At 69.5% G+C, this 22,858-nt stretch carries 25 protein-coding genes; 12 read left to right on the top strand and 13 right to left on the bottom strand.

The genetic code is table 11. The features are described 5' to 3' along the window. Window positions 1-39 precede the first annotated feature (39 nt). From AC07PU_RS37535 to AC07PU_RS37520, 4 genes are all read right to left on the bottom strand, one after another. Entirely contained in the window at window positions 40-573 is a 534-nt protein-coding gene (locus AC07PU_RS37535) for a chemotaxis protein CheW (protein ID WP_093347913.1), read from the bottom strand. Between the two features lie 19 nt (window positions 574-592). Further along, window positions 593-958 (bottom strand): response regulator, encoded by a 366-nt coding sequence (locus AC07PU_RS37530; protein ID WP_057590818.1) that lies wholly within the window; start codon window positions 956-958, stop codon window positions 593-595. Continuing rightward, the gene (locus tag AC07PU_RS37525) at window positions 959-1,357 is read right to left on the bottom strand and encodes a response regulator (RefSeq protein WP_057590817.1); all 399 of its coding nucleotides are present in this window, start codon (window positions 1,355-1,357) and stop codon (window positions 959-961) included. An 81-nt stretch (window positions 1,358-1,438) separates the two neighbouring features. Further along, the gene (locus tag AC07PU_RS37520) at window positions 1,439-1,609 is read right to left on the bottom strand and encodes a rubredoxin (protein WP_007838397.1); all 171 of its coding nucleotides are present in this window, start codon (window positions 1,607-1,609) and stop codon (window positions 1,439-1,441) included. A 111-nt stretch (window positions 1,610-1,720) separates the two neighbouring features. Here AC07PU_RS37520 and thiD point away from each other — a divergent pair, with 111 nt between their 5' ends. After that, a complete protein-coding gene (gene thiD, locus AC07PU_RS37515) occupies window positions 1,721-2,686 on the top strand; it encodes a bifunctional hydroxymethylpyrimidine kinase/phosphomethylpyrimidine kinase (RefSeq protein WP_495323060.1) in 966 nt (321 codons plus the stop codon). Between the two features lie 20 nt (window positions 2,687-2,706). Further along, window positions 2,707-3,993 (top strand): glutamate-1-semialdehyde 2,1-aminomutase, encoded by a 1,287-nt coding sequence (gene hemL / locus AC07PU_RS37510; RefSeq protein ID WP_495323058.1) that lies wholly within the window; start codon window positions 2,707-2,709, stop codon window positions 3,991-3,993. 9 nt (window positions 3,994-4,002) lie between these two features. Here the strand turns inward: hemL and AC07PU_RS37505 are convergent, their stop codons facing one another. Continuing rightward, a complete protein-coding gene (locus AC07PU_RS37505) occupies window positions 4,003-5,403 on the bottom strand; it encodes an amidase family protein (protein WP_495323057.1) in 1,401 nt (466 codons plus the stop codon). 29 nt (window positions 5,404-5,432) lie between these two features. Next, the gene (locus AC07PU_RS37500) at window positions 5,433-6,419 is read right to left on the bottom strand and encodes a Bug family tripartite tricarboxylate transporter substrate binding protein (protein ID WP_490879780.1); all 987 of its coding nucleotides are present in this window, start codon (window positions 6,417-6,419) and stop codon (window positions 5,433-5,435) included. Window positions 6,420-6,578: 159 nt separating this feature from the next. Here AC07PU_RS37500 and AC07PU_RS37495 point away from each other — a divergent pair, with 159 nt between their 5' ends. Together AC07PU_RS37495 and AC07PU_RS37490 are read left to right on the top strand one after the other, a co-directional pair. Continuing rightward, window positions 6,579-7,475: a LysR substrate-binding domain-containing protein gene (locus AC07PU_RS37495; protein WP_093347924.1), complete on the top strand. Its 897-nt coding sequence runs from the start codon at window positions 6,579-6,581 to the stop codon at window positions 7,473-7,475. Between the two features lie 199 nt (window positions 7,476-7,674). Continuing rightward, the gene (locus AC07PU_RS37490; protein WP_208513914.1) at window positions 7,675-8,178 is read left to right on the top strand and encodes a hypothetical protein; all 504 of its coding nucleotides are present in this window, start codon (window positions 7,675-7,677) and stop codon (window positions 8,176-8,178) included. A 65-nt stretch (window positions 8,179-8,243) separates the two neighbouring features. Here the strand turns inward: AC07PU_RS37490 and purH are convergent, their stop codons facing one another. The 3 genes from purH to dusB are packed head-to-tail and all read right to left on the bottom strand — an operon-like array spanning window position 8,244 to window position 11,190. After that, entirely contained in the window at window positions 8,244-9,851 is a 1,608-nt protein-coding gene (gene purH, locus AC07PU_RS37485) for a bifunctional phosphoribosylaminoimidazolecarboxamide formyltransferase/IMP cyclohydrolase (RefSeq protein ID WP_296782911.1), read from the bottom strand. A gap of 26 nt (window positions 9,852-9,877) precedes the next feature. Further along, entirely contained in the window at window positions 9,878-10,114 is a 237-nt protein-coding gene (locus AC07PU_RS37480; RefSeq protein WP_057590811.1) for a Fis family transcriptional regulator, read from the bottom strand. A gap of 17 nt (window positions 10,115-10,131) precedes the next feature. Continuing rightward, window positions 10,132-11,190, bottom strand: coding sequence for a tRNA dihydrouridine synthase DusB (dusB, locus tag AC07PU_RS37475; protein ID WP_093347929.1), 1,059 nt, complete (start codon window positions 11,188-11,190; stop codon window positions 10,132-10,134). 194 nt (window positions 11,191-11,384) lie between these two features. Between dusB and AC07PU_RS37470 the strand changes: the two genes are divergently transcribed. Further along, window positions 11,385-11,855 (top strand): YqaA family protein, encoded by a 471-nt coding sequence (locus AC07PU_RS37470; RefSeq protein WP_093347931.1) that lies wholly within the window; start codon window positions 11,385-11,387, stop codon window positions 11,853-11,855. Window positions 11,856-11,864: 9 nt separating this feature from the next. On the opposite strand, the gene AC07PU_RS37465 is transcribed toward AC07PU_RS37470, so the two are convergent. After that, the gene (locus AC07PU_RS37465; protein WP_093347934.1) at window positions 11,865-12,539 is read right to left on the bottom strand and encodes a glutathione S-transferase family protein; all 675 of its coding nucleotides are present in this window, start codon (window positions 12,537-12,539) and stop codon (window positions 11,865-11,867) included. A gap of 123 nt (window positions 12,540-12,662) precedes the next feature. Between AC07PU_RS37465 and AC07PU_RS37460 the strand changes: the two genes are divergently transcribed. Beyond that, window positions 12,663-13,685: a trypsin-like peptidase domain-containing protein gene (locus tag AC07PU_RS37460; protein WP_495323056.1), complete on the top strand. Its 1,023-nt coding sequence runs from the start codon at window positions 12,663-12,665 to the stop codon at window positions 13,683-13,685. A gap of 21 nt (window positions 13,686-13,706) precedes the next feature. Here AC07PU_RS37460 and AC07PU_RS37455 read toward each other — a convergent pair whose 3' ends face one another. From AC07PU_RS37455 to ychF, 3 genes are all read right to left on the bottom strand, one after another. Further along, complete coding sequence (locus AC07PU_RS37455) at window positions 13,707-14,126, bottom strand: hypothetical protein (protein WP_093347937.1); 420 nt, start codon at window positions 14,124-14,126, stop codon at window positions 13,707-13,709. Between the two features lie 26 nt (window positions 14,127-14,152). Next, window positions 14,153-15,073 carry a DUF4019 domain-containing protein gene (locus tag AC07PU_RS37450; RefSeq protein ID WP_495323055.1) on the bottom strand — a complete coding sequence of 307 codons (921 nt, stop codon included), beginning with the start codon at window positions 15,071-15,073 and terminating at the stop codon, window positions 14,153-14,155. Between the two features lie 399 nt (window positions 15,074-15,472). Then, complete coding sequence (gene ychF, locus AC07PU_RS37445) at window positions 15,473-16,564, bottom strand: redox-regulated ATPase YchF (RefSeq protein ID WP_093347939.1); 1,092 nt, start codon at window positions 16,562-16,564, stop codon at window positions 15,473-15,475. Window positions 16,565-16,773: 209 nt separating this feature from the next. Between ychF and AC07PU_RS37440 the strand changes: the two genes are divergently transcribed. From AC07PU_RS37440 to rbsD, 6 genes are read left to right on the top strand one after another with little or no spacing between them, the layout of a single operon-like run. Next, entirely contained in the window at window positions 16,774-17,730 is a 957-nt protein-coding gene (locus tag AC07PU_RS37440) for a sugar ABC transporter substrate-binding protein (RefSeq protein WP_208513906.1), read from the top strand. A gap of 58 nt (window positions 17,731-17,788) precedes the next feature. Next, window positions 17,789-19,357, top strand: coding sequence for a sugar ABC transporter ATP-binding protein (locus tag AC07PU_RS37435; RefSeq protein ID WP_495323054.1), 1,569 nt, complete (start codon window positions 17,789-17,791; stop codon window positions 19,355-19,357). A gap of 20 nt (window positions 19,358-19,377) precedes the next feature. After that, window positions 19,378-20,370, top strand: a complete 993-nt coding sequence (locus AC07PU_RS37430; RefSeq protein ID WP_093347945.1) for an ABC transporter permease — start codon at window positions 19,378-19,380, stop codon at window positions 20,368-20,370. Window positions 20,371-20,420: 50 nt separating this feature from the next. Then, on the top strand, window positions 20,421-21,506 hold the full coding sequence (locus AC07PU_RS37425; RefSeq protein ID WP_203202931.1) for a LacI family DNA-binding transcriptional regulator: 1,086 nt from the start codon (window positions 20,421-20,423) through the stop codon (window positions 21,504-21,506). Then, window positions 21,503-22,462, top strand: a complete 960-nt coding sequence (rbsK, locus tag AC07PU_RS37420; protein WP_495323052.1) for a ribokinase — start codon at window positions 21,503-21,505, stop codon at window positions 22,460-22,462. Before AC07PU_RS37425 ends, rbsK begins: the two co-directional genes overlap by 4 nt. Further along, window positions 22,459-22,857, top strand: a complete 399-nt coding sequence (gene rbsD, locus AC07PU_RS37415) for a D-ribose pyranase (protein ID WP_495323051.1) — start codon at window positions 22,459-22,461, stop codon at window positions 22,855-22,857. The genes rbsK and rbsD overlap by 4 nt, the downstream gene beginning before the upstream one ends. Window position 22,858: the final 1 nt, after the last annotated feature.

Here is a 22,858-nt window from a genome sequence, read left to right as displayed (position 1 = left end):
CCTTCAGGTGGTGGTCGGGTGCAGAGGCGCCTGTGACAGCTAGGCGCCGATACTCAGAAACTGGGGCTGCTGCGACAGCGCCTGCAGGTTGACTTCCTGCCAGCGTTCGCCGGCGGCGTCGATGTAGAGGTGCCCGGCCCAGGGCGGCGCATCGGCGCCCGGGGGCTCGGAGGCCGCGAAGGCCTCGACGCCGCGCAGCCCCGCCAGCCGGTCGACCAGCAGCGCGCAGTTGACGTCGAGCAGCTCGTTGAGCGCGACCAGCCGCGACTGGATGCGGGCCGCTTCGCTGGCGGCCGGACCGCTGGGCGCGCCGCTGGCGAAGGCCGACAGCTGCACCACGCCGTAGAGGCCACCGCGCAGGTTGGCCACGCCGAGGAACCACGGCGCCGTGTAGGGCACGGGTTGCGGCGGCGTCCAGGGAAAGATTTCGCCGGCATGGCCGAGCGGGAACAGGTACTTGCCCTCGCCCGCCTCGACCGCGAGCCAGGTCGCGGCCACGCCGGTGGTGCGCGCGGCCTGCAGGCGGCTCGCCAGCCGGGACTGGAAGGCTCTCAGTGCGTCGCGATTCGCCATGGACTCGGCAGATCCGCGCTCAGTTCAGCGCGCTGATCTTCGACATCAGCTCCTGCGCGTTCACCGGCTTCACGATGTAGTCGCGCGCGCCCTGGCGCATGCCCCAGACGCGGTCGGTTTCCTGGTTCTTGCTCGTGCACAGGATGATCGGGATCGCGGCGTACTGCGGATCGCGGGCGATCGCGCGCGTGAGCTGGAAGCCGTTCTGGCCTGGCATGACCACGTCCATGAGGATCAGGTCGGGCTGGTCTTCCTCGAGGCGGCGCATGGCGTCCTCGGCGTTCTCGGCAGTCTTCACGGCGAAGCCGTTCTTGTGGAGCAGGTCGGACAGGAACACCAATTCAGTCTTGGAGTCGTCGACGACGAGGATTTTTCGAATGGGCATTTACTGCACTTCCTGTGAAACGTTGCCGAACTGCTGCACGGCCTGCAGCAGTTGGTCTTTGGTGAATGGCTTGGTCAGGTAGTCTTGCGAGCCGACCATGCGGCCGCGCGCCTTGTCGAACACGCCGTCCTTCGACGACAGCATCACGACCGGGACCTTGGAGAAATGAGCGTTGCGCTTGATGATGGCGCACGTCTGGTAGCCGTCCAGCCGCGGCATCAGGATGTCGCAGAAAATCAGGTGCGGCTTGTGGTCGTTAACCTTGGAAAGCGCGTCGAAGCCGTCTTCGGCGAGGAGAACCTCGTGACCACCCTGCTTCAGAAAAATCTCGGCACTGCGCCGGATGGTGTTGCTGTCGTCGATGACCAGCACCTTGTAACCTGATCCATTCGGGCCCATTGCAAAAGCTCCTGCTCATGAGACTTGGATGCCCGCCGCGCCGTACACCGGCGCAGATCGCGTAGCTCTATGCCATGCTTTTCAGATTTCAACCATTTCGAAGTCTTCCTTGCGCGCACCGCACTCGGGACAGGTCCAGTTCATCGGGACGTCGGCCCAGGCCGTGCCTGCCGCAATCCCGTCCTCCGGTACACCTACAGCTTCGTCATAGATCCACCCACAAATCAGGCACATCCAAGTTTTCGTATTCATCGGAGCTTAAAGTCCTTGTTCATTAAATGCAACGAGTGTATCTATGCGTATCTCACTGGCGCCGTGTAAACGTCGCGCCCATGCCACCATCCAGCGGATTCCGCCCGGCGTATGACCTTCCACTTACATCCAGCAGACAGCGTTGACAAACCGGGCGATCTTAACGATCCGCTGCCCGACGACGATCCATTGGCGGATCAGGACCTGAATCCCCCTTGCGTCCTGGTGTTCAATGCCAGCGACCCGAGCGGCGCCGGCGGCCTGGCCGGCGACGGGCTGGCCATGGGATCGGTGGGCGCCCACATGCTGCCGGTGGTGACCGGCGCCTACGCGCGCGACACGGCCGAGATCTTCGACCACTTCGCGTTCGACGAGGAGGCCATCGCCGAGCAGACCCGCGCCATCCTCGAGGACGTCGAGGTGCAGCTGATCAAGGTCGGCTTCGCGGGCACGCCCGAGGCGCTGAGCACCATCGCCGAGACCGCCGCCGACTACCCCGAGGTGCCGGTGGTGGCGTACATGCCCAACCTCTCGTGGTGGGACGAGAACGAGATCGACGCCTACCTCGACGCCTTCCGCGACCTGGTGCTGCCCCAGACCACGGTGCTGGTCGGCAACCACAGCACGCTGTGGCGCTGGCTGCTGCCCGACTGGAGCGGCGAGCGCCCGCCCGGCGCGCGCGACATCGCGATGGCGGCCGGCGAGTTCGGCGTGCCCTACACCCTGGTCACCGGCCTGGTGCTGCCCGACCAGTTCATCGACAACGTGCTGGCCTCGCCGCAGTCGGTGCTGACCAGCGAGAAGTACGAGCGCCTCGAGGCCGTGTTCTCGGGCGCCGGCGACACGCTGTCGGCCGCGCTGGCCGCGCTGCTGGCCAGCGGCACCGACCTGGTGGCCGCCACCACCGAGGCGCTGGCCTACATGGACCGCTGCCTCGACGCGGGCTTCCGCCCCGGCATGGGCCACGTGCTGCCCGACCGCCTGTTCTGGGCCGAACCCGAGCCCGAGGAGGACGACGGCGAGCCCGGCGACGACGTGCCCGACTTCGCCCTGCCGCCCCACGACACCCGCCACTGATTCCACTTCCCCCGTTCCAGATGCCCAATTCCGATCGCAACGACATCCTCTTCGAGCGCGCCCGCGCCGTGATTCCCGGCGGCGTGAACTCGCCCGTGCGCGCCTTCAAGGCCGTCGGCGGCACGCCCCGCTTCATCCAGCGCGCCCAGGGCGCCTACTTCTGGGACGCCAACGACAAGCGCTACATCGACTACATCGGCTCCTGGGGCCCCATGATCCTGGGCCACGGCCATCCGGCGGTGGTCGAGGCGGTGCAGAAGGCCGTGCTCGAGGGCTTCTCGTACGGCGCACCGACCGAGCGCGAGATCGAGCTGGCCGAGGCCATCCTGGCGCTGGTGCCGTCGATGGAGATGGTGCGCCTCGTGAGCTCGGGCACCGAGGCCGCGATGAGCGCACTGCGGCTGGCGCGCGGCGCCACCGGTCGCAAGACCATCGTCAAGTTCGAGGGCTGCTACCACGGCCATGCCGACGCGCTGCTGGTCAAGGCCGGCTCGGGCCTCGCCACCTTCGGCAACCCGACCTCGGCCGGCGTGCCGAGCGAGGTGGTGCAGCACACGCTGGTGCTCGAGTACAACAACCTGCAGCAGCTCGAGGAGGCCTTCGCGCTGCACGGCAACGACATCGCCTGCCTGATGATCGAGGCCATCGCCGGCAACATGAACTTCGTGCGCGCCACGCCCGAGTTCGCGCAGCGTTGCCGCGCGCTGTGCACGCAGCACGGCGCCCTGCTGATCTTCGACGAGGTGATGACGGGCTTTCGCGTCGGCCTGCACGGCGCGCAGGGCGTGCTGGGCATCCGGCCCGACCTCACGGTGCTCGGCAAGGTCATCGGCGGCGGCATGCCGCTGGCGGCCTTCGGCGGGCCGCGCGCCATCATGGAACAGCTCGCGCCGCTGGGCCCGGTCTACCAGGCCGGCACGCTCTCGGGCAACCCGGTGGCCACGGCCTGCGGCCTGGCCACGCTCAAGGAGATCGCCAAGCCGGGCTTCTACGAGGCGCTGGGCCGCAAGACCCGCGCGCTGGTCGACGGTCTGAAGGCCGCGGCCGCCGCCGAGGGCCAGCCCTTCAGCGCCGACAGCGAGGGCGGCATGTTCGGCTTCTTCCTGATGAACGAGCTGCCGCAGAACTACGCCAAGGTGATGACCACCGACAACGCGCAGTTCAACGCGCTGTTCCACGGCCTGCTCGAGCGTGGCGTGTACATCGCGCCCGCGCTCTACGAAGCCGGCTTCGTGAGCGCCGCGCACAGCGACGCGGACATCGCGGCCACCGTCGAGGCGGCGCGCGAGATCTTCAGCAAGCGCTGAGCGGGAGGCTCAGGCCGGGTCGATGGGCATCACCGGCCCGGCCTCGGCCTCGAGCACCTCGGCCGCCGCCAGGCACAGGTCCTCGCGGAAGCGATCGCTCACGAGCTGCACGCCCGTGGGCAGGCCCTGGCGCAACCCCATCGGCACCGACAGCCCAGGCAGGCCCAGGATCGCGGTCGCCAGCAGCGGGCTCTGCGCATCGAGCAGGTCGCGCATCGCGGCCGCGCCGCGCTGGTCGGCATCGACCGGGAACGGGTGGCGCCACGACACCGGCATCAGCAGCAGCGGATGGCGCTGCAGGAACAGCGCCCAGTCGCGCATCAGCCCGGTGCGCGCGGCCAGCGCGCGCATGTAGGCCTCGGTGTCGAACGACGGCGCATGCGCGTCCATCGCGCGGTAGGCCTGGCGGATGGTTTCGTCGCCGTCGCGCAGCAGCGCCGGTTCCACCAGCAGCCGGCTGTCGGCCATGGTCAGCGCGAGCCACAGCTCGGCCGCCTCGCGCAGCCGCGGCGGTTCCACCGGCTCGACGCGGTAGCCCGCGCCTTCGAGCCGGCGCGCGGCGCGCTGCAGGGCATCGGTCACCTCCGGATCGCAGGCGTAGCCGGGCAGCGCGGTGCACAGCGCCACGCGCAGCGGGCCGGCCGGCGGCGCGCCCTCGAGCGGCGCGGGCACCCACCACGGGTCGCGCACGTCGCGCGCGGCCATCGCGGCGAAGGCCAGCCGCAGGTCGCGCACGCTGCGCGCCAGCGGCCCCTGGACCGAGCTGAGCTGCACCACCGGCGGCCGCTCGCCGGTGCCCGACGGGTTGAAGGCCGGCACGCGGCCGAAGCTCGGGCGCAGGCCGTAGACACCGCAGGCATAGGCCGGGTAGCGGATCGAGCCGCCCTGGTCGTTGCCGTGCGCGATGGCGCCGATGCCGACCGCGACCGCGGCCGCCGCGCCGCCGCTCGAACCGCCGGGCGTCAGCGCCGCGTCGTGCGGATTGAGGGTGCGCCCATGGGCCGCGTTGTCGGTGAACCAGCGCATCGAGAACGCGGGCGTGTTGGTGCGGCCGATCAGGATCGCGCCCGCGCGCCGCAGGTTCGCGACCACCGGGCTGTCCTCGGCGGCCACGACCTGGCGGTAGGCCGCCACGCCGTTGGTGGTGGCATGCCCGCGCTGGTCGACATTGACCTTGATGGTGACCGGCACGCCGTGCAACGGCCCGGTCGCCTCGCCGCCGGCCAGCGCGGCGTCGGCCTGCCGCGCGGCCTGCAGCGCTTCCTCGGCGCCGCCGTCGACGACAGCATTGAGGCGCGGATTGACGGCCTCGAGCCGTTCCAGGCTGCTGCGTAACGCCTCCACGCACGAGAGCTCGCGTGCCGCGATGCGCCGCGCGAGTTCGGCGGCCTCCAGTTGCCAGGGATGCATGGCTTGTCTCCTCGAAAAAGATGGATGGATCAGTCGCCCTTGACGCCCGCGCGCCGCACCGCCTCGGCCCAACGCGGCTTCTCGCGCTTCATCAGCGCGCTGAGCTCCTCGGGGCTCGAGGGCAATGCCTCGATCGACAGCGCGGCATTGGCGCGCACCACGGCCGGGTCGGCCAGCGCGGCGCGCAGCGCGGTGTTGAGCCGGTCGACGGTCTTGCGCGAGGTGCCCGCGGGCGCCATCAGCGCGCCCCAGGCCACCACCTCGAAGCCCGGCACGCCGCTCTCGGCCACGGTCGGCACCTCGGGCAGCACCGCGGCGCGCTTGGCGCTGGTCACGGCGATCGCCTTGACCCGGCCCTGCTGCACGAAGGGCAGCACCGCCGAGATGTTCTCGATGGTCACGTCGAGCTGGCCGTTGACCATGTCGGCGACCGCCTGGGTGCCGGTCTTGTAGGGCACCTGCACCATCGTGAGCCCGGTCTCGGTCTTCAGCAGCTCGCCGGTCAGGTGGCCCGCGCTGCCGATGCCGGGCGTGCCGACCGAGAGCTTGCCCGGGTGCTCGCGGCCGTAGGCGACCAGCTCCTGCAGGCTGCGCACCGGCAGGTCCTTGCGCACGATCAGCACGTAGGCGTTGCTCGAGATCAGGCCGACCGGCACCAGGTCCTTCTCGGGCACGTACGACAGCTTCGAGAAGAAGGCCGGGTTGATGCTCAGGGTCACGAGGTTGCCGTAGCCGACCGTGTAGCCGTCGTTCGCCGAGCTCACCAGGGCCTGCGTGCCGACGATGCCGCCCGCGCTGGGCCGGTTGTCGACGATCATGGCCTGGCCCAGTTCGCGCGCCATCGCGTCGGCCACCGGGCGCATCGCGACGTCGACGCCGGAACCGGCGGCATAGGGCACGATGAATTTCACCGGGCGCTCGGGGTACTGGGCCGAGGCGGCCAGCGCGGCGGCGGCCAGGGCGGCCAGGACGGCCACAGCGGCGCGGCGGGTCCATGCGAATGACAGGGCGGGCACGAAGCATCTCCTCTTGGGGAATCCCGCCGTTCACCACGAGCCGGCTGGTGGCCGAAGTCTAGGAACGGGGCCCGCGCCGCAAAAGACAATCGCTTGTCGCGATGACAACCTGCGTTTGTCGGTAGATTCCCGCGCACGGCCGGGCGGCAGAATGCCCGCATGAAGGATCACCAGCTCAAGGCCTGGCTGCGGCTGGCCGACACCGGCAGCATCCGCGCCGCCGCGCGCAGCCTGCACCTGAGCCAGGCGGCGGTGACCAAGGCGATCCGCGAGCTCGAGGCCGAGGTCGATGCGCAGCTGGTGCTGCGCAGCTCGCGCGGCATCGAGTTCACCGAGTCCGGGCGCCAGCTCACGGTGCGCGCGCGGCTCGCGCACCAGCAGCTCGAGCTCGCGCGCCAGGACATCCGCATCCTGCAGGGCAGCCAGCACGGCCGCGTGGCGGTGGCGGTTACGCCGATGGTGTTCCTCGGCGTGCTGCCCGAGGTGGTGCGCGCCTTCCGCAAGGCCATGCCGCAGGCGCAGCTCAAGCTGTTCGACGGCCTGATCCCGCAGGTGCTGCCGCTGCTGCGCGAGGGCGCGGTCGACTTCGCGGTGGCGGGCCCGGTGGCCTCGGCCCTCGATGCCGACTTCGCGTTCGAGCGGCTCGACATGATCGAGATGGCCGTGCTGTGCCGGCGCGGCCATCCGCTGCGCCACGCCACGCGCTGGGAGGAGATCGCGGGCGCCGAATGGCTGATGCACCTGGCACCCGGCAGCCAGCACAGCTTCCTGCTCGAGCAGTACGCCGCGCAGGGACTGCCGCTGCCCGAGCACCGCATCGAGGTTGCCTCCTTCGGCGTGAGCTGGGGCCTGTTGACGCGCAGCGACGCGCTGATGGTGGGCCCTGCGGGCATGCTCACGATGCCGCCCTACGACGCGCTGGTGGAGCGCGTGCCGCTCGCGATGCCGGTGCCGCCGCTCGAGCTGGGCATCGTCTCGCCGCGCGGCAAGCCGCTGTCGCTGGCCGCGCTGCGGCTGGCCGAGCTGTTTCGCAAGTACCTGGCGCGGCCGGCCTGAGCAGCGGCCCCTCGCTTGCGCACGGCCGTGTGCCACGGCGATGACAGCAGGCCCAGAAAAATCGTCGCGTGCGCTCGCGCTTCGGACCGTGCCCGCGTGTATATTGCGCCCGCGTCCGGCAAAGCCGGCGCCAACGATCACAGGGTAGAAGCCATCGCGGCCAGACTCGAGCCGCACGAGATCTCCAGAACATCCAGCCATGAAATCCCTGCGCCTGCTGCCGGTCCTGAGTGCCGCCCTCCTCCTCTGTGGTCCGGCGCTCGCGCAGTCGGTGGACTTCACGCTGCCGACCTTCGACCAGCCCTTCGAGATCCAGAAGACCTGGATCAACGTCGGCTTCTACTCGGCCCACTTCGACCGCGACAAGGGCCTCGAGAACAAGAACCCCGGCCTGGGTTTCGAGTACCCGCTCAACGACGTCTACCGCGTCACGCTCGGCACGTTCCACAACAGCGACCGGCGCCAGTCGCACTACCTCGGCCTCTACGTGCTGCCCTTCGAATTCCACGGCGTGCGCTTCGGCGCCGTGGTCGGCGGCTTCGACGGCTACCCCAACTACCGCAACGGCAACTGGTTCCCGGCGCTGATCCCCACCGCGGCGATCGAGGGCAAGAACTGGGGCCTCAACATCGCCTACGTGCCGACGATCAAGAACCGGCTTTATGGCGCGCTGAGCTTCCAGCTCAAGTACCGCTTCGAATGAGCGGCCGTCGGGGCCCATGAAAAAAGGCGGCCGAGGCCGCCTTTGCTTTTCGAACCGCGCCCGGCTCAGTGCCGGAAGTGGCGCACGCCCGACAACACCATCACCACGCCGCGCTCGTCGGCCGCGTCGATCACTTCCTGGTCGCGCATCGAGCCGCCCGGCTGGATCACGCAACCCGCGCCCGCGTCGACCACCACGTCGAGGCCGTCGCGGAACGGGAAGAAGGCATCGCTGGCCACCGCCGTGCCCTGCAGCGACAGGCCCGCATGCTCGGCCTTGATGCTCGCGATGCGCGCCGAGTCGAGGCGGCTCATCTGGCCCGCGCCCACGCCCATGGTCATGCCGTCGGCGCAGAACACGATCGCGTTGCTCTTCACGTACTTGGCGACCTTCCAGGCGAACAGCAGGTCCTGCAGCTGCTGCGGCGTGGGCTGCTTCTTGCTCACGACCTTGAGGTCGGACAGCGCGAGCTCGTGGTTGTCGGCGGTCTGGATCAGCAGGCCCGAGCCGACGCGCTTCACGTCCGTCGCGTTGCGGCCGTTGTCCCAGTCGGTGGCACCGCCCGGCGGCAGCGCGATCTCGAGCACGCGCACGTTGAGCTTGGCCTTGCTGGCCTGGAACACCTCGAGCGCCTCGTGCGTGTAGCCCGGGGCCATCAGCACCTCGACGAACTGCTTGGCCACGGCCTGCGCGGTGGCGGCATCGACGGTGCGGTTGAAGGCGATGATGCCGCCGAAGGCCGAGGTCGGGTCGGTCTTGAAGGCCTTGGCATAAGCCTCGGCCGCGTCCTTGCCGACCGCCACGCCGCAGGGGTTGGCGTGCTTGACGATCACGCAGGCCGGCACGTCGAAGCTCTTCACGCATTCCCACGCCGCATCGGCGTCGGCGATGTTGTTGTAGCTGAGCTCCTTGCCCTGCAGCTGCTTCGCCGACACCAGCGAACCGGGCGCCGGATGCAGGTCGCGGTAGAACGCGGCCTGCTGGTGCGGGTTCTCGCCGTAGCGCAGGTCCTGCACCTTCACGAAGCGGCCGTTGCTCTGCGCCGGGAACAGCGAGCGCGTGGGCGTCGATTGACCCTGGCTGGTCTCGAAGTCGATCGCCGAGAGGTAGTCGCTGATCGCGCCGTCGTAGTCGGCGATGCGGTTGAAGGCGGCCACCGAGAACGCGAACTTGGTCTTGTCGCTGAGCTTGCCGTCGGCCTTGAGTTCGGCCAGTGCCGTCGCGTACTGCGAGGCATCGGTCAGCACGCCCACGTCCTTCCAGTTCTTGGCGGCGCTGCGCACCATGGCCGGGCCGCCGATGTCGATGTTCTCGATCGCGTCTTCGAGCGAGCAACCGGGCTTGGCCACGGTGGCTTCGAACGGATAGAGGTTGACGATCAGCAGGTCGATGGTGTCGATGCCGTGCTGCTCGATGGCCGCCACGTGCGCCGGCAGGTCGCGCCGCGCGAGCAGGCCGCCGTGGATCTTCGGATGCAGCGTCTTCACGCGGCCGTCGAGCATCTCGGGAAAGCCGGTGTGGTCGGCCACCTCGGTGACCGGCAGGCCGGCATCGGCCAGCAGCTTGGCGGTGCCGCCGGTGGACAGCAGCTTGATGCCCAGCGCATGCAGCGCCTGCGCGAATTCGAGGATGCCGGTCTTGTCGGAGACGGAAATCAGTGCGGTCTTGGCCATGGTGTCGTTACGCCGTGCGTTCTCGTTCATTTCAAAAGTTTGTGTTCGACCAGCTTCTTGCGCAGCGTGTTGCGGTTCAGGCCCAGCCACTGGGCGGCCTTCGACTGGTTGCCCTCGGCGCGCGTCATCACGACATCGAGCAGGGGTTTCTCGACCACGCGCACGAGCATCTCGTACATGCCGTCGGGTTCGGTGCCGCGCAGGTCGCGGAAGTAGCTCTCCAGACTGGTGCGCACGCAGTCCTCGATGTGTTTCTTGCTCATGCTTTTCTTCTCTTCTCTCAATCGGCGGCGCAGGCCGCCTCCTCTTCGCCGGACAGCTCTTCGGCCGCCTGGTGCTGCGGGATGCGGTCCATCTGGTCCGCGAGCCCGTCGAAATACTCGCCGACCGCGCGCAGCTGCGCCTCGCAGTCCTCGATGGCGTTCATGCGCGAACGGAATTCCTCGCCGCCGGGCAGCGCGCGCACGTACCAGCCGATGTGCTTGCGCGCGGTGCGCACGCCGCTGTAGTCGCCGTACAGCGCGTAGTGCTCCACCAGGTGGTCGAGCAGCAGCCGGCGCACTTCGGCCACCAGCGGCGGCGCGCGGTGCGTGCCGGTGTCGAGGAAGTGAGCGATCTCGCGGAAGATCCACGGCCGGCCCTGGGCCGCGCGGCCGATCATCACCGCGTCGGCGCCGGTGGCCGCGAGCACCTCGCGCGCCTTCTCGGGCGAACGCACGTCGCCGTTGGCCACCACCGGCACGCGCACCGCGGCCTTCACGGCGGCGATGGTGTCGTACTCGGCCTGGCCCTTGTAACCCTGCTCGCGCGTGCGGCCGTGCACCGTGAGCATCTGCACGCCGGCCGATTCGAAATCGCGCGCGAGCTTGACCGCGTTGCGATGCTCCATGCTCCAGCCGGTGCGCATCTTGAGCGTGACCGGCACGCCATGCGGCTGCGCCGCATCGACCACCGCACTCACGATCTCGAGCGCCAGCGGCTCGTCGCGCATCAGCGCCGAACCGGCCCACTTGTTGCAGACCTTCTTGGCCGGGCAACCCATGTTGATGTCGATGATCTGCGCGCCGCGCTCGATGTTGTAGACCGCGGCCTCGGCCATCATGGCCGCGTCGGTGCCCGCGATCTGCACCGCGATGGGGCCCGGCTCGCCGTCGTGGTTGGCACGGCGCGAGGTCTTGAGCGAATTCCAGAGGTCCTTGCGCGAGGTCACCATCTCGCTGACCGCGTAGCCCGCGCCGAGCGCGCGGCACAGCATGCGGAAGGGCCGGTCCGTCACGCCGGCCATGGGCGCGACGAACAGGCGGTTCTCCAGCGTGTGGTTGCCGATCTGCAAGGTCATGACGGAGGAAGGCTGTGCGCGTCGGCTGCTGAAAAATGAGGCACGATTGTAGCCACCTGCCATTTCAGTGACTGAAACGATTTGCGCCGATTCGCGCCGCTGGTACGGGTGTAAACACGGGTGGAAATCCCATGCGCGGCGGCGCCTTTTCCGACTCGGCATCGCGAACCCGCTGCCTATACTGCGCCGACCTTATGCAAGCCTGGCTCGACGCACTCCTCGCGCTTCTCGCGCTGCCGCAATACGGCCTCTCCACGCTGTTCATCGCCGCCTTCATCTCGGCGACGCTGCTGCCCGTGGGCTCGGAGCCGGTGCTGTTCGGCCTGCTCAAGCTCAATCCCGAGCTGTTCTGGCCCGCGATCGCGGTCGCCACCGTGGGCAACACGCTCGGCGGCGCGGTCGACTGGTGGATGGGCTACGGCGCGCACAAGGTGGCCGACAAGTACTCGCACTCGAAGCACCACGTGCGCGTGCTCGGCTGGCTCGAGCGGCTCGGCCCGAAGGCCTGCCTGCTGAGCTGGCTGCCGCTGGTCGGCGATCCGCTGTGCGCGGTCGCGGGCTGGCTGCGGCTGCCGTTCTGGCCCTGCCTGGCCTACATGGCGATCGGCAAGTTCCTGCGCTACGTCACGATGACGGTGGCGCTGCTCTACATCTTTCCGTCCTGAGCGAGGGACTCAGTTCAGCAGTTCGTACGGGCCACCGCGCTCGAGCGCCTGCTGGTAGGCGGGGCGTGCATGGATGCGCGCGAGCCAGTCCATGAGCTTCGGGCGTTTCGCATCGAGCCCGCCGCGCGCATGCGCGGCCTCGACCACGAAGCTCATCTGGATGTCGGCGCCGCTGAACGCATCGCCCGCGAACCATTCGCTCTTGCCGAGTTCGGCCTCCATGTAGTTGAGGTGGCTCGCGATGTTCGGCAGGATGAATGCCGACTTGGCCTTGGCGGCGATGGCCTTGGCCACCGGCTTGGCGAAGAAGGGCATCTTGCTGCTCTCGATGCGGTCGAACACCAGCTTGAGCAGCAGCGGCGACATCGCCGTGCCCTCGGCGAAGTGCAGCCAGTAGCGGTAGCGCAGCGCCTCGGGCGTGAGCGGCGCGGGCGCGAGGCGGCCCTGGCCGTAGCGCTCGATCACGGTCTCGATGATCGCGCCCGATTCCGCGAGCACCAGTCCATCGTCGGTGGTCACCACCGGCGACTTGCCCAGCGGATGCACCGCGCGCAGCGAAGCGGGCGCCAACATGGTGTTCGGATCGCGCTGGTAGTGGACGATCTCGTAGGGCAGGCCCAGTTCTTCGAGCAGCCAGAGCACGCGCTGCGAGCGCGAGTTGTTGAGATGGTGGACGGTGAGCATGGCGAGGTTGGAATGAAGCGAGGGCGACGGGGCGCGGCAGTCTAGCGTGACGCGCGGCAAAGCGCAGCCCTGTCAGCGCGGTCGCCTACAGGCGCGGGCGAAGCCGCTTCCTACACTGGCCGCATGACACCGACCACCACGCCGACCCCGCCGCGCCGCATGCACGGGGGCTGGCGCGGCGCGATGTTCGCGCTGTTCTTCACGGCCGCCGCCGTGGCCCACCGTCCCGCGCAGGCCGCGCTCGATCCCGAGGCGCTCTACCAGCACGCCTCGCCCGCGGTCTGGACCGTCAAGGGCGACCGCGGCGACAACCAGGTGACCGTGGGCAGCGCCGTGGCGGTCACGCCCACCGCGCTGGCCACCGCCTGCCACGTGGTCGACGGTGCCGCGGCCGTGACCGTGATGCAGGGGCAGACCACGATCAAGATCGGCAGCATCCTGCGCGACCCCGATGCGACGCGCGACCTCTGCGTGCTGATGACCGAGACACCGTTGCAATTGCACGCCGTCGAGATCGCGCCGGCCGACAGCCTGCGCGTGGGCCAGCGCGTGTTCGCCATCGGCAGTCCGCACGGCCTCGAGCGCACGCTCAGCGAGGGCCTGATCTCGGCGCTGCGGCCGCGCGCGCCGGGGCAGTTGCCGATCGTCCAGACCTCGGCGCCCGTGTCCTCGGGCTCGAGCGGCGGCGGCCTCTTCGACACCGACGGCCGGCTGATCGGCGTCACCGACCGCATCTCGCCCGGCGGCTCGAACCTGGGCTTCGCCTATCCGGCGCAATGGGTGATGGAACTGCCGCAGCGCGTGATGGCCGAGCGCGAGACCTGGCGCGAACTGCTCAAGACCGTGGGCGTGGTGCTGCAATCGAACGGCGAGCCCACGCCCTCGGGCCATGCCGACATCGCCGACGAGTCCGCGCTGCCGGCGGTCGGCGCCGATCCGCAGCAGATCCGCGTCGCCTACCGCCAGTTCCTGCTGCAGGCGCGGCCGCGCGCCTTCCTGATTACCAGCGACAGCCGCTTCGGCACCGCCACCAGCTCGGCCGCGCTGACCGAGCATCTCAAGGGCTGCACGCAGCGCAAGGTGGTGTGCGCGGCCTATGCGGTGGACAACACGGTGGTGTGGGGCAAGCAGCAGGCGGCGCGCTGAACCGCCCGCCCTCGACTCAGCTCAGCGCGCGAAGAGGGGGGCCGCGATCAGGCGGTGGAACGACTCCCAGCTGTCCGAGACGGTCCACACGCCATTCACCCGCGCCACGGCAAAGACCAGCGGCTGCATCACCGCTTCGGGCAGTTCGACCTGGACATAGATCCGCCCTCGTCCCCGCTGGTACAGGACGGTCGACACGGCGACCACATCGTCGCGCTGCCCGACGATGGCGCGAAGACGCTCGTGCACCCGCTCCTGGAGCCGCTCGCCATCGAGGTTCTTCGCCCGGTCTTCTTCCTGCGGATTGACCAGCAGGACATCGGCGCCCTCGCGCAGGAACGCGAGACCCAGCGGAGGCAGCGCCCCGTCCCTGCGCATGAGCTTCTCGCCCGCCTGGGTCGAGGCGAACACGGCCTGGGCGAAGAGTTCGTCGTTCGACATCGAGGCCATGGCCGTTCGCGGCGAGCTCAGCCGCCGCTGCTTTCCCTGCGGATCAGCCACTGGCCGCCCGAGCGCTGCAACTCGAGCGTCTTGCGGCTCACCTCCCTCAAGGTGTCCGCACGGTAGTTCTGCCGGAACCGGACGCTCGCGTTCTCGCCATCGACGCTGATCACCAGATCGTCGAGCGTGACGCCGATGCTCGACTTGCTCGTGATGCGGGCCCGGCGCTCTTCTTCCCACCGGAAGCGGCTCTGGCCGCGAGCCGGCGTGAAGTCCGGCGCGTAGGCCGCCAGGTAGCGATCCACGTCCCGCGCCGACCAGGCCTGGGCCCAGGCGCGCACCGCGGTCTCGACCTCGGCGGCGCCGGCTTGACGCACCGCAGGCGCCGCCGGCTGAGTTGCGGGCTGGGTTGCGGGCTGAGTTGCGGGCTGAGTTGCGGGCTGGGTTGCGGGCTTGGCGGGCGCCGCCGACGTGTCCTGCGTCGCGGAGGTATCCGGTGCCTCCCGCGCTATCGCATAGCCCGTGAAGATCCAGCGGTTGTTCTCCCGCGCGAAGCTGATTCTTTCGGAGGCTTTCCTGCCGCTGTCCAGTTGGGTGGAGAACACGACATTGGCATAGAGGCCCGCGGGAAAACCGGACTCGTTGTCGGCCTGGTACTTGAGGCGCGTCACGCTCGACCACTCGCGATCCGTGACGGGCCCCATCGACAGCCGCGCCTTTCGCGTGGCCCGCACGAAGGCGGTCTTGCCCATGCGGCTCTTCAGCACGCTCGAGCCCGAATCCCAGAGCTCGCTCACCTGGTCGGCGTCGGCCTTGCGAAGGATGTCGGTCGCGGCGCGCAGCAATTCGTCGGACGCCGCATCCGACACCGGTGGCGCCGCGGCGGCGATCTGCAAGCCCGCGGCCACGAGGCAGGCGGCAAGCAGGCGCGTGAATATCCGGTTCATTGAATTCCCTCCCCTTTTTTATTCCTGGATGTTTGAGCATCCCTCGAGAATTCCAAATCGAGCCCGGCTCAAATCAATGGAATGATTTGGCTTGGATTTCAATCAGAATTTGTCGGATTCCAAAGAGAATTCACCTCGCAGGAATCCAAAAACGCCCGGGATAATACACACGCAGGATTTCATCAATTGCCACTCAATTCGGAGACATCCGAATTTCCGAGAAGCAAATCACGCTCTCCTGTCGAACCGGTTTTGAAATGAACAGGAATGGGCCGGATGCGCCGGCGCGAGCAGAAGGCTGCGCCGCTGGCAAGCGTGAAGCGGGGGAGGTGGAGACGGCGCCGGACCCGTGACGCTGCGGATCACGGCGCTCTTTTCATCGCGCAGGGCGCGAAAGGTTCAGGAGCTGAACAGGAAGTTCATCACGTCGCCATCCTTGACGACGTATTCCTTGCCTTCCGAGCGCATCTTCCCCGCGTCCTTCGCGCCCTGCTCGCCCTTCAGCGCGATGTAGTCGTCGAAGCCGATGGTCTGGGCGCGGATGTAGCCCTTCTCGAAATCGGTGTGGATCACGCCGGCCGCCTGCGGGCCGGTGTCGCCGACGTGGATGGTCCAGGCGCGCACTTCCTTCACGCCGGCGGTGAAGTAGGTCTGCAGGCCCAGCAGCTTGAAGGCGGCGCGGATCAGGCGGTTGAGGCCCGGCTCGTCCTGGCCGATCTCGGCCAGGAACATCTTCTTGTCCTCGTCGTCCATCTCGGACAGGTCGGCCTCGATCTTGGCGCAGATCGCCACCACGGGCGCGTTCTGCCTGGCGGCGTACTCGCGCAGGCGGTCGAGGTAGGGGTTGTTCTCGAAGCCGTCTTCCGCCACGTTGCCCACGAACATCGCGGGCTTGGCGGTGATCAGCGTGAAGCTCTTGACCAGCGGCAGCTCTTCCTTGGTGAACTCGAGCGCGCGCACGGGCTTGTTCTCGTTGAGCGCGGCCTGGCAGCGCTCGAGCAGGCCGACCAGCTTCTGCGCGTCCTTGTCGCCCGAGCGGGCCACCTTGGTGTGGCGCTGCAGTGCCTTCTCGACCGTCGACAGGTCGGCCAGGCACAGCTCGGTCTGGATCACCTCGATGTCGGAGATCGGGTCGACCTTGCCGGCCACGTGGATCACGTTGTCGTCGTCGAAGCAGCGCACCACGTTCACCGTGGCGTCGGTTTCGCGGATGTGGGCCAGGAACTTGTTGCCCAGGCCTTCGCCGGTGCTGGCGCCGGCCACCAGGCCCGCGATGTCCACGAACTCGACGATGGCGGGCACCACGCGCTCGGGCTTGACGATGTCGGCGAGCTGAGCGAGCCGCGGATCGGGCACCTCGACGATGCCCACGTTGGGCTCGATGGTGCAGAAGGGATAGTTTTCCGCTGCGATGCCGGCCTTGGTCAGCGCATTGAAAAGGGTGGATTTACCGACGTTGGGCAGGCCGACGATGCCGCACTTCAAGCTCATGGGGGGTCCTCAGGTGAACCGGCGATTTTAGGCGAGGCGCCCCGCCCGGCGGTTCGGGCAGGCCGCTAAACAGGGCCGGCGGGTCAGGGTAAAACCCGATGAAAACCCGATAAGCAAACGTTTGCGCAAACGTTTTCGTCCATTACCATCGGCGCCGGGCCGCCAGATCGGTCATCGTTCGTTCCAACACACCTCAGGAGACACGCACCATGAAGTTCACCCGCCGCACCGTGCAGACCGCCGCCGCTCTCGCCCTGCTGGGCACCTTCGCCGCCACGCCGGCGCTCGCGCAGGACAAGCCCAAGGTCGCGCTGGTGATGAAGTCGCTGGCCAACGAGTTCTTCCGCACCATGGAAGACGGGGCCAAGGCGCACCAGAAGGCGAATTCGGGCAAGTACACGCTGGTGACCAACGGCATCAAGGACGAGACCGACACCGCCGCCCAGATCAAGATGGTCGAGCAGATGGTCGCGCAGAAGGTCAATGCGCTGGTGATCGCGCCGGCCGATTCGAAGGCGCTGGTGCCGGTGGTCAAGGCCGCCATCGACAAGGGCATCCTGGTGGTCAACATCGACAACCGCCTCGACGCGGCCGCGCTGAAGGAAAAGAACATCCAGGTGCCCTTCGTCGGCCCAGACAACCGCGCCGGCGCCAAGCTGGTGGGCGACTACCTCGCCAAGAGCCTGAAGTCGGGCGACAAGGTCGGGATCATCGAAGGCGTGTCGACCACCTTCAATGCGCAGCAGCGCACCCTCGGCTACCAGGACGCGATGAAGGCCGCCGGCATCAACGTCGCGGGCGTGCAGTCGGGCCAGTGGGAAATCGACAAGGGCAACACGGTGGCGGCCGGCATGATGCGCGAGAACCCCGACCTCAAGGCCCTGCTGGCCGGCAACGACAGCATGGCGCTGGGCGCGGTGGCCGCCGTGAAGGCCGCGGGCAAGGCCGGCAAGGTGCAGGTGGTGGGCTACGACAACATCGGCGCCATCAAGCCGATGCTGGCCGACGGCCGCGTGCTCGCCACGGCCGACCAGTTCGCCGACAAGCAGGCCGTGTTCGGCATCGAGACCGCGCTGAAGGCGATCGCCGACAAGAAGAGCCAGGCCGACATGCCGGCCGAGATCAAGACCGACGTGGTGCTGGTGACCAAGGACTCGAAGAAGTAAGCACCGCGCCGCTTCCACCGCTGTCACACACCTCGAGAAACCACCCTTGCCGGCGCCCATGTCCGCAACCCCCGCCACGCCGCTCTTCGCGCTCCACGACATCGGCAAGGACTACGCCGCGCCGGTGCTCGACGGCGTGAGCCTCACCTTGGAGGCCGGCGAGGTGCTCGCGCTGACCGGAGAGAACGGTGCCGGCAAGAGCACCCTCTCCAAGATCGTCTGCGGCCTGGTCACGCCGACGCGCGGCACGATGCTGCTGGGCGGCGCGCCGTTCCAGCCGGGCTCGCGCCGCGACGCCGAGGCGCACGGCGTGCGCATGGTGATGCAGGAGCTGGGGCTGGTGCCCACGCTCACGGTGGCAGAGAACCTGCTGCTCGACCGGCTACCTCAGCGCATGGGCTGGCTGCAGCGCGCCGAGCTGCACGCGGCCGCGCGGCTGCAGCTCGCGAAGATCGGGCTCTCGCACATCGATCCGGCCGTGCCGGTCTCGCGCCTGGGCATCGGCCAGCAGCAGATGGTGGAGATCGCGCGCAACCTGCTCGACGACACCCGCGTGCTGATCCTCGACGAGCCGACCGCGATGCTGACGCCGCGCGAGACCGAGCACCTGTTCGAGCAGATCGCGCTGCTGAAGGCGCGCGGCGTGGGCATCGTCTACGTCTCGCACCGGCTCGAGGAACTGCAGCGCATCGCCGACCGCGTGGCGGTGCTGCGCGACGGCCGGCTGGTCGACGTGCGGCCGATGGCCGGCGTGCGCGAATCCGAGCTGGTCGAGCGCATGGTCGGCCGCGCGGTGCACGAGCACGACGGCCGCCCGCGCCGCGTGGCCGGCGCGCCGATGCTGAGCACGCACGGCATCGGCCGCGGCAGCGCGGTGCGCGACGTCGACCTGCAATTGCGCGCGGGCGAGGTGATGGGCATCGCCGGGCTCGTGGGCTCGGGCCGCACCGAGCTCGTGCGGCTGCTGTTCGGCGCCGACAAGGCCGAGCGCGGCACGATCGAACTCCACTGGCCCGGCGCGCAGCAACCGGCCGCGGGCCGCTGGCGCTCGCCGATGCAGGCGATCCGCGCCGGCATCGGCCTGGTCACCGAGGACCGCAAGTCGCAGGGTCTGCTGATGACGCAGTCGATCCGCGTCAACGCCACGCTCAGCGACCTCGGCGCGGTCTCGCGCCTGGGCTGGCTGCGCGCGGCCGCCGAACGCGGCATCGCGCGCCGGCTGGTGCAGACGCTGCGCATCCGCTCGCGCAGCGAGGAGCAGAGCGTGGCCACGCTCAGCGGCGGCAACCAGCAGAAGGTGGTGTTCGCGCGCTGGCTGCACCGCGAATGCAAGGTGCTGCTGCTCGACGAGCCGACGCGCGGCGTCGACGTGGGCGCGCGCGCCGACCTCTATGCCGAGCTCGACCGCATGGCCGAGGCCGGCAAGGCGCTGCTGATGGTGTCGAGCGACCTGCGCGAACTCATGGCCATGTGCGACCGCATCGGCGTGATGCACGCCGGCCGCCTGGTGGCGGTGTTCGAGCGCGGCGCCTGGGACCAGCAGTCGATCCTGGCCGCGGCCTTCGGCGACACCGGCCGCGCCACCTCCGCAGCCCCCACCGCTCACGCTCTCGCGGCCGCCGCCTGAGCCTCATCCTCCTTCGCCCCATGACGACCACCACCGCTTCCGCTCCCCCCGCCTCCGGCGCCGGCTCCCTCAAGGGCCAGCTCGGCACCTACATCGGCCTGGCCGTGGTGCTGCTCGGCATGATCGCGCTGTTCGGCAGCCTCAGCGAATACTTCCTCACGGTGGAGACCTTCGTCACCATCGCCAACGAGATCCCCGCGCTGGCCGTGATGGCCGTGGGCATGACCTTCGTGCTGATCATCGCGGGCATCGACCTCTCGGTGGGCTCGGTGCTGGCGCTCAGCGCGGCGGTGGCCGCCGCCGCCATCCTGCAATGGCACCTGCCGGTGCCGCTGGCCGCGCTGCTGGGCCTGGCCACGGGCCTGATCTGCGGCGCGATCACCGGCGCCGTGTCGGTGGCCTGGCGGCTGCCGAGCTTCATCGTCTCGCTCGGCATGCTCGAGGCCGTGCGCGGCGGCGCCTACCTCGTGACCGACTCGCGCACCCAGTACGTGGGCGACGCCATCTCGGGCCTGGCGGCGCCGTGGATCGGCGGCATCTCGGCGGCCTTCGTGCTCGCGGTGGTGCTGGTGATCGTGGGCCAGCTGGTGCTGTCGCGCACCGTGTTCGGCCGCTACGTGGTGGGCATCGGCACCAACGAGGAAGCGATGCGCCTCGCGGGCATCGACCCGCGGCCGATCCGCATCGTGGTGTTCGCGGTCACGGGCCTGCTGGCCGGGCTGGCGGGGCTGATGCAGTCGGCGCGCCTCGAGGCGGCCGATCCGAACTCGGGCGTGGGGATCGAGCTGCAGGTGATCGCCGCGGTGGTGATCGGCGGCACCAGCCTGATGGGCGGGCGCGGCTCGGTGGTCAACACCTTCTTCGGCGTGCTGATCATCGCGGTGCTCGAGGCCGGTCTGGCGCAGGTCGGCGCCAGCGAACCGAGCAAGCGCATCATCACCGGCGCGGTGATCGTGGTTGCGGTGATCATCGACACCCTGCGCCAGCGCCGCGCCGACCGCCGGCTGGCCTGACGCACCCCCCTCCCCACGAAGCAGCACCCCGCAACAGGAACACCCAGGCCATGGCCACCATCAAGGACGTCGCACTGCGCGCGGGCGTGTCGGTCACCACCGTCTCGCACGTGGTCAACGACACGCGCCACGTCAGCGCCAAGGGCCGCGAGCGCGTCGAGCTCGCGATCCGCGAACTCGGCTACGTGCCCAACGCGATGGCGCGCAGCCTCAAGAGCAACACCACCTCGACGCTCGGGATGCTGATCCCGAACAGCTCGAACCCCTACTTCGCCGAGATCGTGCGCATCATCGAGGACCGCTGCTTCGGCGCCGGCTACACGCTGATCCTGTGCAACACCGACGACGAGCCGCACCGCCAGAGCGTGTACCTGCAGGTGCTGGCCGAGCGCCGCATCGACGGGCTGATCGTGGTGTCGACCGGCGACGACGACTCGCTGGCCAGGCAGCTCAACGGCCTCAAGGTGCCGACCGTGCTGCTCGACCGCGAGATCGCCGACCCGCACTGCGACCTGGTCGAGACCGCCCACATGCAGGGCGGCCTGCTCGCGGTGCGCCACCTGCTGTCGCTGGGCCATCGCCGCATCGCCTGCATCGGCGGGCCGCAGGGCGTGTCGCCGAGCGAGCAGCGCATCGCGGGCTGGCGCATGGCGCTGGCCGAGAGCGGCAACAGCACGGGCGCGGCCGACGCCGACGCGCTGCTGTGGCGCGGCGGCTTCACCAGCCAGGGCGGCTACGAGGCGATGCACGCCATCCTGCGCGCCGGCACCAACGACATTCCCTCGGCGGTCTTCGTCTGCAACGACCTGATGGCGATCGGCGCGCTGCGCGCCGCGCACGAGAGCGGCGTGCGGGTGCCCGACGAGCTCTCGATCGTCGGCTTCGACGACATCGAACTCTCGGCCTACACCAGCCCCGCGCTCACCACCGTGGCCCAGCCCAAGGAGCGCATCGGCGCGCTGGCGGTCGACATGCTGCTCGAGCGCGTGGGCGGCCGCCGCCGCGATGCGCGCAAGGTGGTGCTGCAGCCCGAACTGCACGTGCGCGCCTCGACCGCGCGCTATTCCGGAGCGCCCGCGGCCGCACCGGTATCCGTCCCCTCTTCCGCCGACACCCGAAAGTCCCGCACCCCGTGAGCCCGACGTCTTCCTCCCGCCCCGCGGCACCGCGCATCGTGGTGCTCGGCAGCCTCAACATGGACCTGGTGCTGCGCGTGCCGCATGCGCCCGCCGCGGGCGAGACCCTGCTGGGCCGCTCCTTCGCCACCATCCCCGGCGGCAAGGGCGCCAACCAGGCCGTGAGCTGCGCGCGCGAGGGCGCGCAGGTGCGGATGATCGGCTGCGTGGGCGACGACGACCACGGCCGCGCGCTGCGCCAGGCGCTCGAGCGCGACGGCATCGACACCGAGGCGCTGCGCACCGATGCCGCCGAACCCACGGGCACCGCGCTGATCATGGTCGAGGACAGCGGCCAGAACCGCATCGTGATGATCGCGGGCGCCAATGCCGGCGTCGACCTCGACGCGACGGACCTGCGCACCCGGCTCGAGGGCGCGGCCTTCCTCGTGACCCAGTTCGAGACCCCGATGGCGCAGGTCGAGCGCGCGATCGCGGTGGCGCACGAGGCCGGCTGCAAGGTGCTGCTCAATCCCTCGCCGGTGCAGGCCATCGCCGAGCCCCTGTGGCCGAAGATCGACACGCTGGTGGTCAACGAGATCGAGGCGCGCACGCTCAGCGGCCTGGGCGCCGACAGCCCGCTCGAGGCCGCGGCCGCCGGGCAGGCGATGCGCGCGCGCGGCATCGCGCGCGTGGTGGTCACGCTCGGCGCGCGCGGCGCGGTGGCGGTCGATGCCGACGGCGCGCGCCACCATCCGGCGCTGGTCGTGCAGGCGGTCGACACCACGGCCGCCGGCGACACCTTCCTCGGCGCGCTCGCCACCGCGCTCGGCGAGGGCCAGTCCTTCGACGAGGCCGTGCGCCTGGGCATCCGCGCCGCCGCGCTGTGCATCCAGCAGCCCGGCGCCCAGCCTTCCATCCCGCAGCGCGAGGCCGTGCTGCGCAGCCCCCTGCCCCCCGACTGGATTCCGCTGTGAAACGTACCGCCCTGCTGCACTCCGAACTGTCCCAGATCATCGCCACCATGGGCCATGGCGACATGCTCGTGATCGGCGATGCCGGCCTGCCGATTCCCGACGGCCCGCGCCGCATCGACCTCGCGCTCACGCCCGGCGTGCCGCGCGTGGCCGAGGTGCTGAAGGCGGTGCTGAGCGAACTGCAGGTGGAGCGCGCGCTGCTCGCGCGCGAGGCGGTCGAGGGCCGCGCCACGGGCGAACTGCCCGAATGGTGCGCGGGGCAGCTCGCGGTCGTGCCAGAGACGGTGTCGCACGAGGAACTGAAACGCCTGAGCGCGCGCGCCAGGGCGGTGGTGCGCACGGGCGAATGCACGCCCTACGCGAACATCATCCTGTGCGCGGGCGTGACGTTCTGAC

The organism is Variovorax sp. GW821-FHT10D07 (assembly GCF_059415325.1).
This window is presented reverse-complemented; position numbering and strand designations above follow the sequence as displayed.

What these genes read in the sequence shown, in the direction of transcription:
- AC07PU_RS37525 (WP_057590817.1), bottom strand. Translation starts at nt 1,357, where the DNA reads ATGGGCCCGAATGGATCAGGTTACAAGGTGCTGGTCATCGACGACAGC.
- AC07PU_RS37440 (WP_208513906.1), top strand. Translation starts at nt 16,774, where the DNA reads ATGAAGTTCACCCGCCGCACCGTGCAGACCGCCGCCGCTCTCGCCCTG.
- AC07PU_RS37520 (WP_007838397.1), bottom strand. Translation starts at nt 1,609, where the DNA reads ATGAATACGAAAACTTGGATGTGCCTGATTTGTGGGTGGATCTATGAC.
- AC07PU_RS37505 (WP_495323057.1), bottom strand. Translation starts at nt 5,403, where the DNA reads ATGCATCCCTGGCAACTGGAGGCCGCCGAACTCGCGCGGCGCATCGCG.
- ychF (WP_093347939.1), bottom strand. Translation starts at nt 16,564, where the DNA reads ATGAGCTTGAAGTGCGGCATCGTCGGCCTGCCCAACGTCGGTAAATCC.
- AC07PU_RS37465 (WP_093347934.1), bottom strand. Translation starts at nt 12,539, where the DNA reads ATGCTCACCGTCCACCATCTCAACAACTCGCGCTCGCAGCGCGTGCTC.
- AC07PU_RS37435 (WP_495323054.1), top strand. Translation starts at nt 17,789, where the DNA reads ATGTCCGCAACCCCCGCCACGCCGCTCTTCGCGCTCCACGACATCGGC.
- AC07PU_RS37450 (WP_495323055.1), bottom strand. Translation starts at nt 15,073, where the DNA reads ATGAACCGGATATTCACGCGCCTGCTTGCCGCCTGCCTCGTGGCCGCG.
- AC07PU_RS37535 (WP_093347913.1), bottom strand. Translation starts at nt 573, where the DNA reads ATGGCGAATCGCGACGCACTGAGAGCCTTCCAGTCCCGGCTGGCGAGC.
- AC07PU_RS37530 (WP_057590818.1), bottom strand. Translation starts at nt 958, where the DNA reads ATGCCCATTCGAAAAATCCTCGTCGTCGACGACTCCAAGACTGAATTG.
- AC07PU_RS37495 (WP_093347924.1), top strand. Translation starts at nt 6,579, where the DNA reads ATGAAGGATCACCAGCTCAAGGCCTGGCTGCGGCTGGCCGACACCGGC.
- AC07PU_RS37490 (WP_208513914.1), top strand. Translation starts at nt 7,675, where the DNA reads ATGAAATCCCTGCGCCTGCTGCCGGTCCTGAGTGCCGCCCTCCTCCTC.
- purH (WP_296782911.1), bottom strand. Translation starts at nt 9,851, where the DNA reads ATGGCCAAGACCGCACTGATTTCCGTCTCCGACAAGACCGGCATCCTC.
- AC07PU_RS37470 (WP_093347931.1), top strand. Translation starts at nt 11,385, where the DNA reads ATGCAAGCCTGGCTCGACGCACTCCTCGCGCTTCTCGCGCTGCCGCAA.
- thiD (WP_495323060.1), top strand. Translation starts at nt 1,721, where the DNA reads ATGACCTTCCACTTACATCCAGCAGACAGCGTTGACAAACCGGGCGAT.
- AC07PU_RS37425 (WP_203202931.1), top strand. Translation starts at nt 20,421, where the DNA reads ATGGCCACCATCAAGGACGTCGCACTGCGCGCGGGCGTGTCGGTCACC.
- AC07PU_RS37430 (WP_093347945.1), top strand. Translation starts at nt 19,378, where the DNA reads ATGACGACCACCACCGCTTCCGCTCCCCCCGCCTCCGGCGCCGGCTCC.
- AC07PU_RS37455 (WP_093347937.1), bottom strand. Translation starts at nt 14,126, where the DNA reads ATGTCGAACGACGAACTCTTCGCCCAGGCCGTGTTCGCCTCGACCCAG.
- AC07PU_RS37480 (WP_057590811.1), bottom strand. Translation starts at nt 10,114, where the DNA reads ATGAGCAAGAAACACATCGAGGACTGCGTGCGCACCAGTCTGGAGAGC.
- hemL (WP_495323058.1), top strand. Translation starts at nt 2,707, where the DNA reads ATGCCCAATTCCGATCGCAACGACATCCTCTTCGAGCGCGCCCGCGCC.
- AC07PU_RS37460 (WP_495323056.1), top strand. Translation starts at nt 12,663, where the DNA reads ATGACACCGACCACCACGCCGACCCCGCCGCGCCGCATGCACGGGGGC.
- dusB (WP_093347929.1), bottom strand. Translation starts at nt 11,190, where the DNA reads ATGACCTTGCAGATCGGCAACCACACGCTGGAGAACCGCCTGTTCGTC.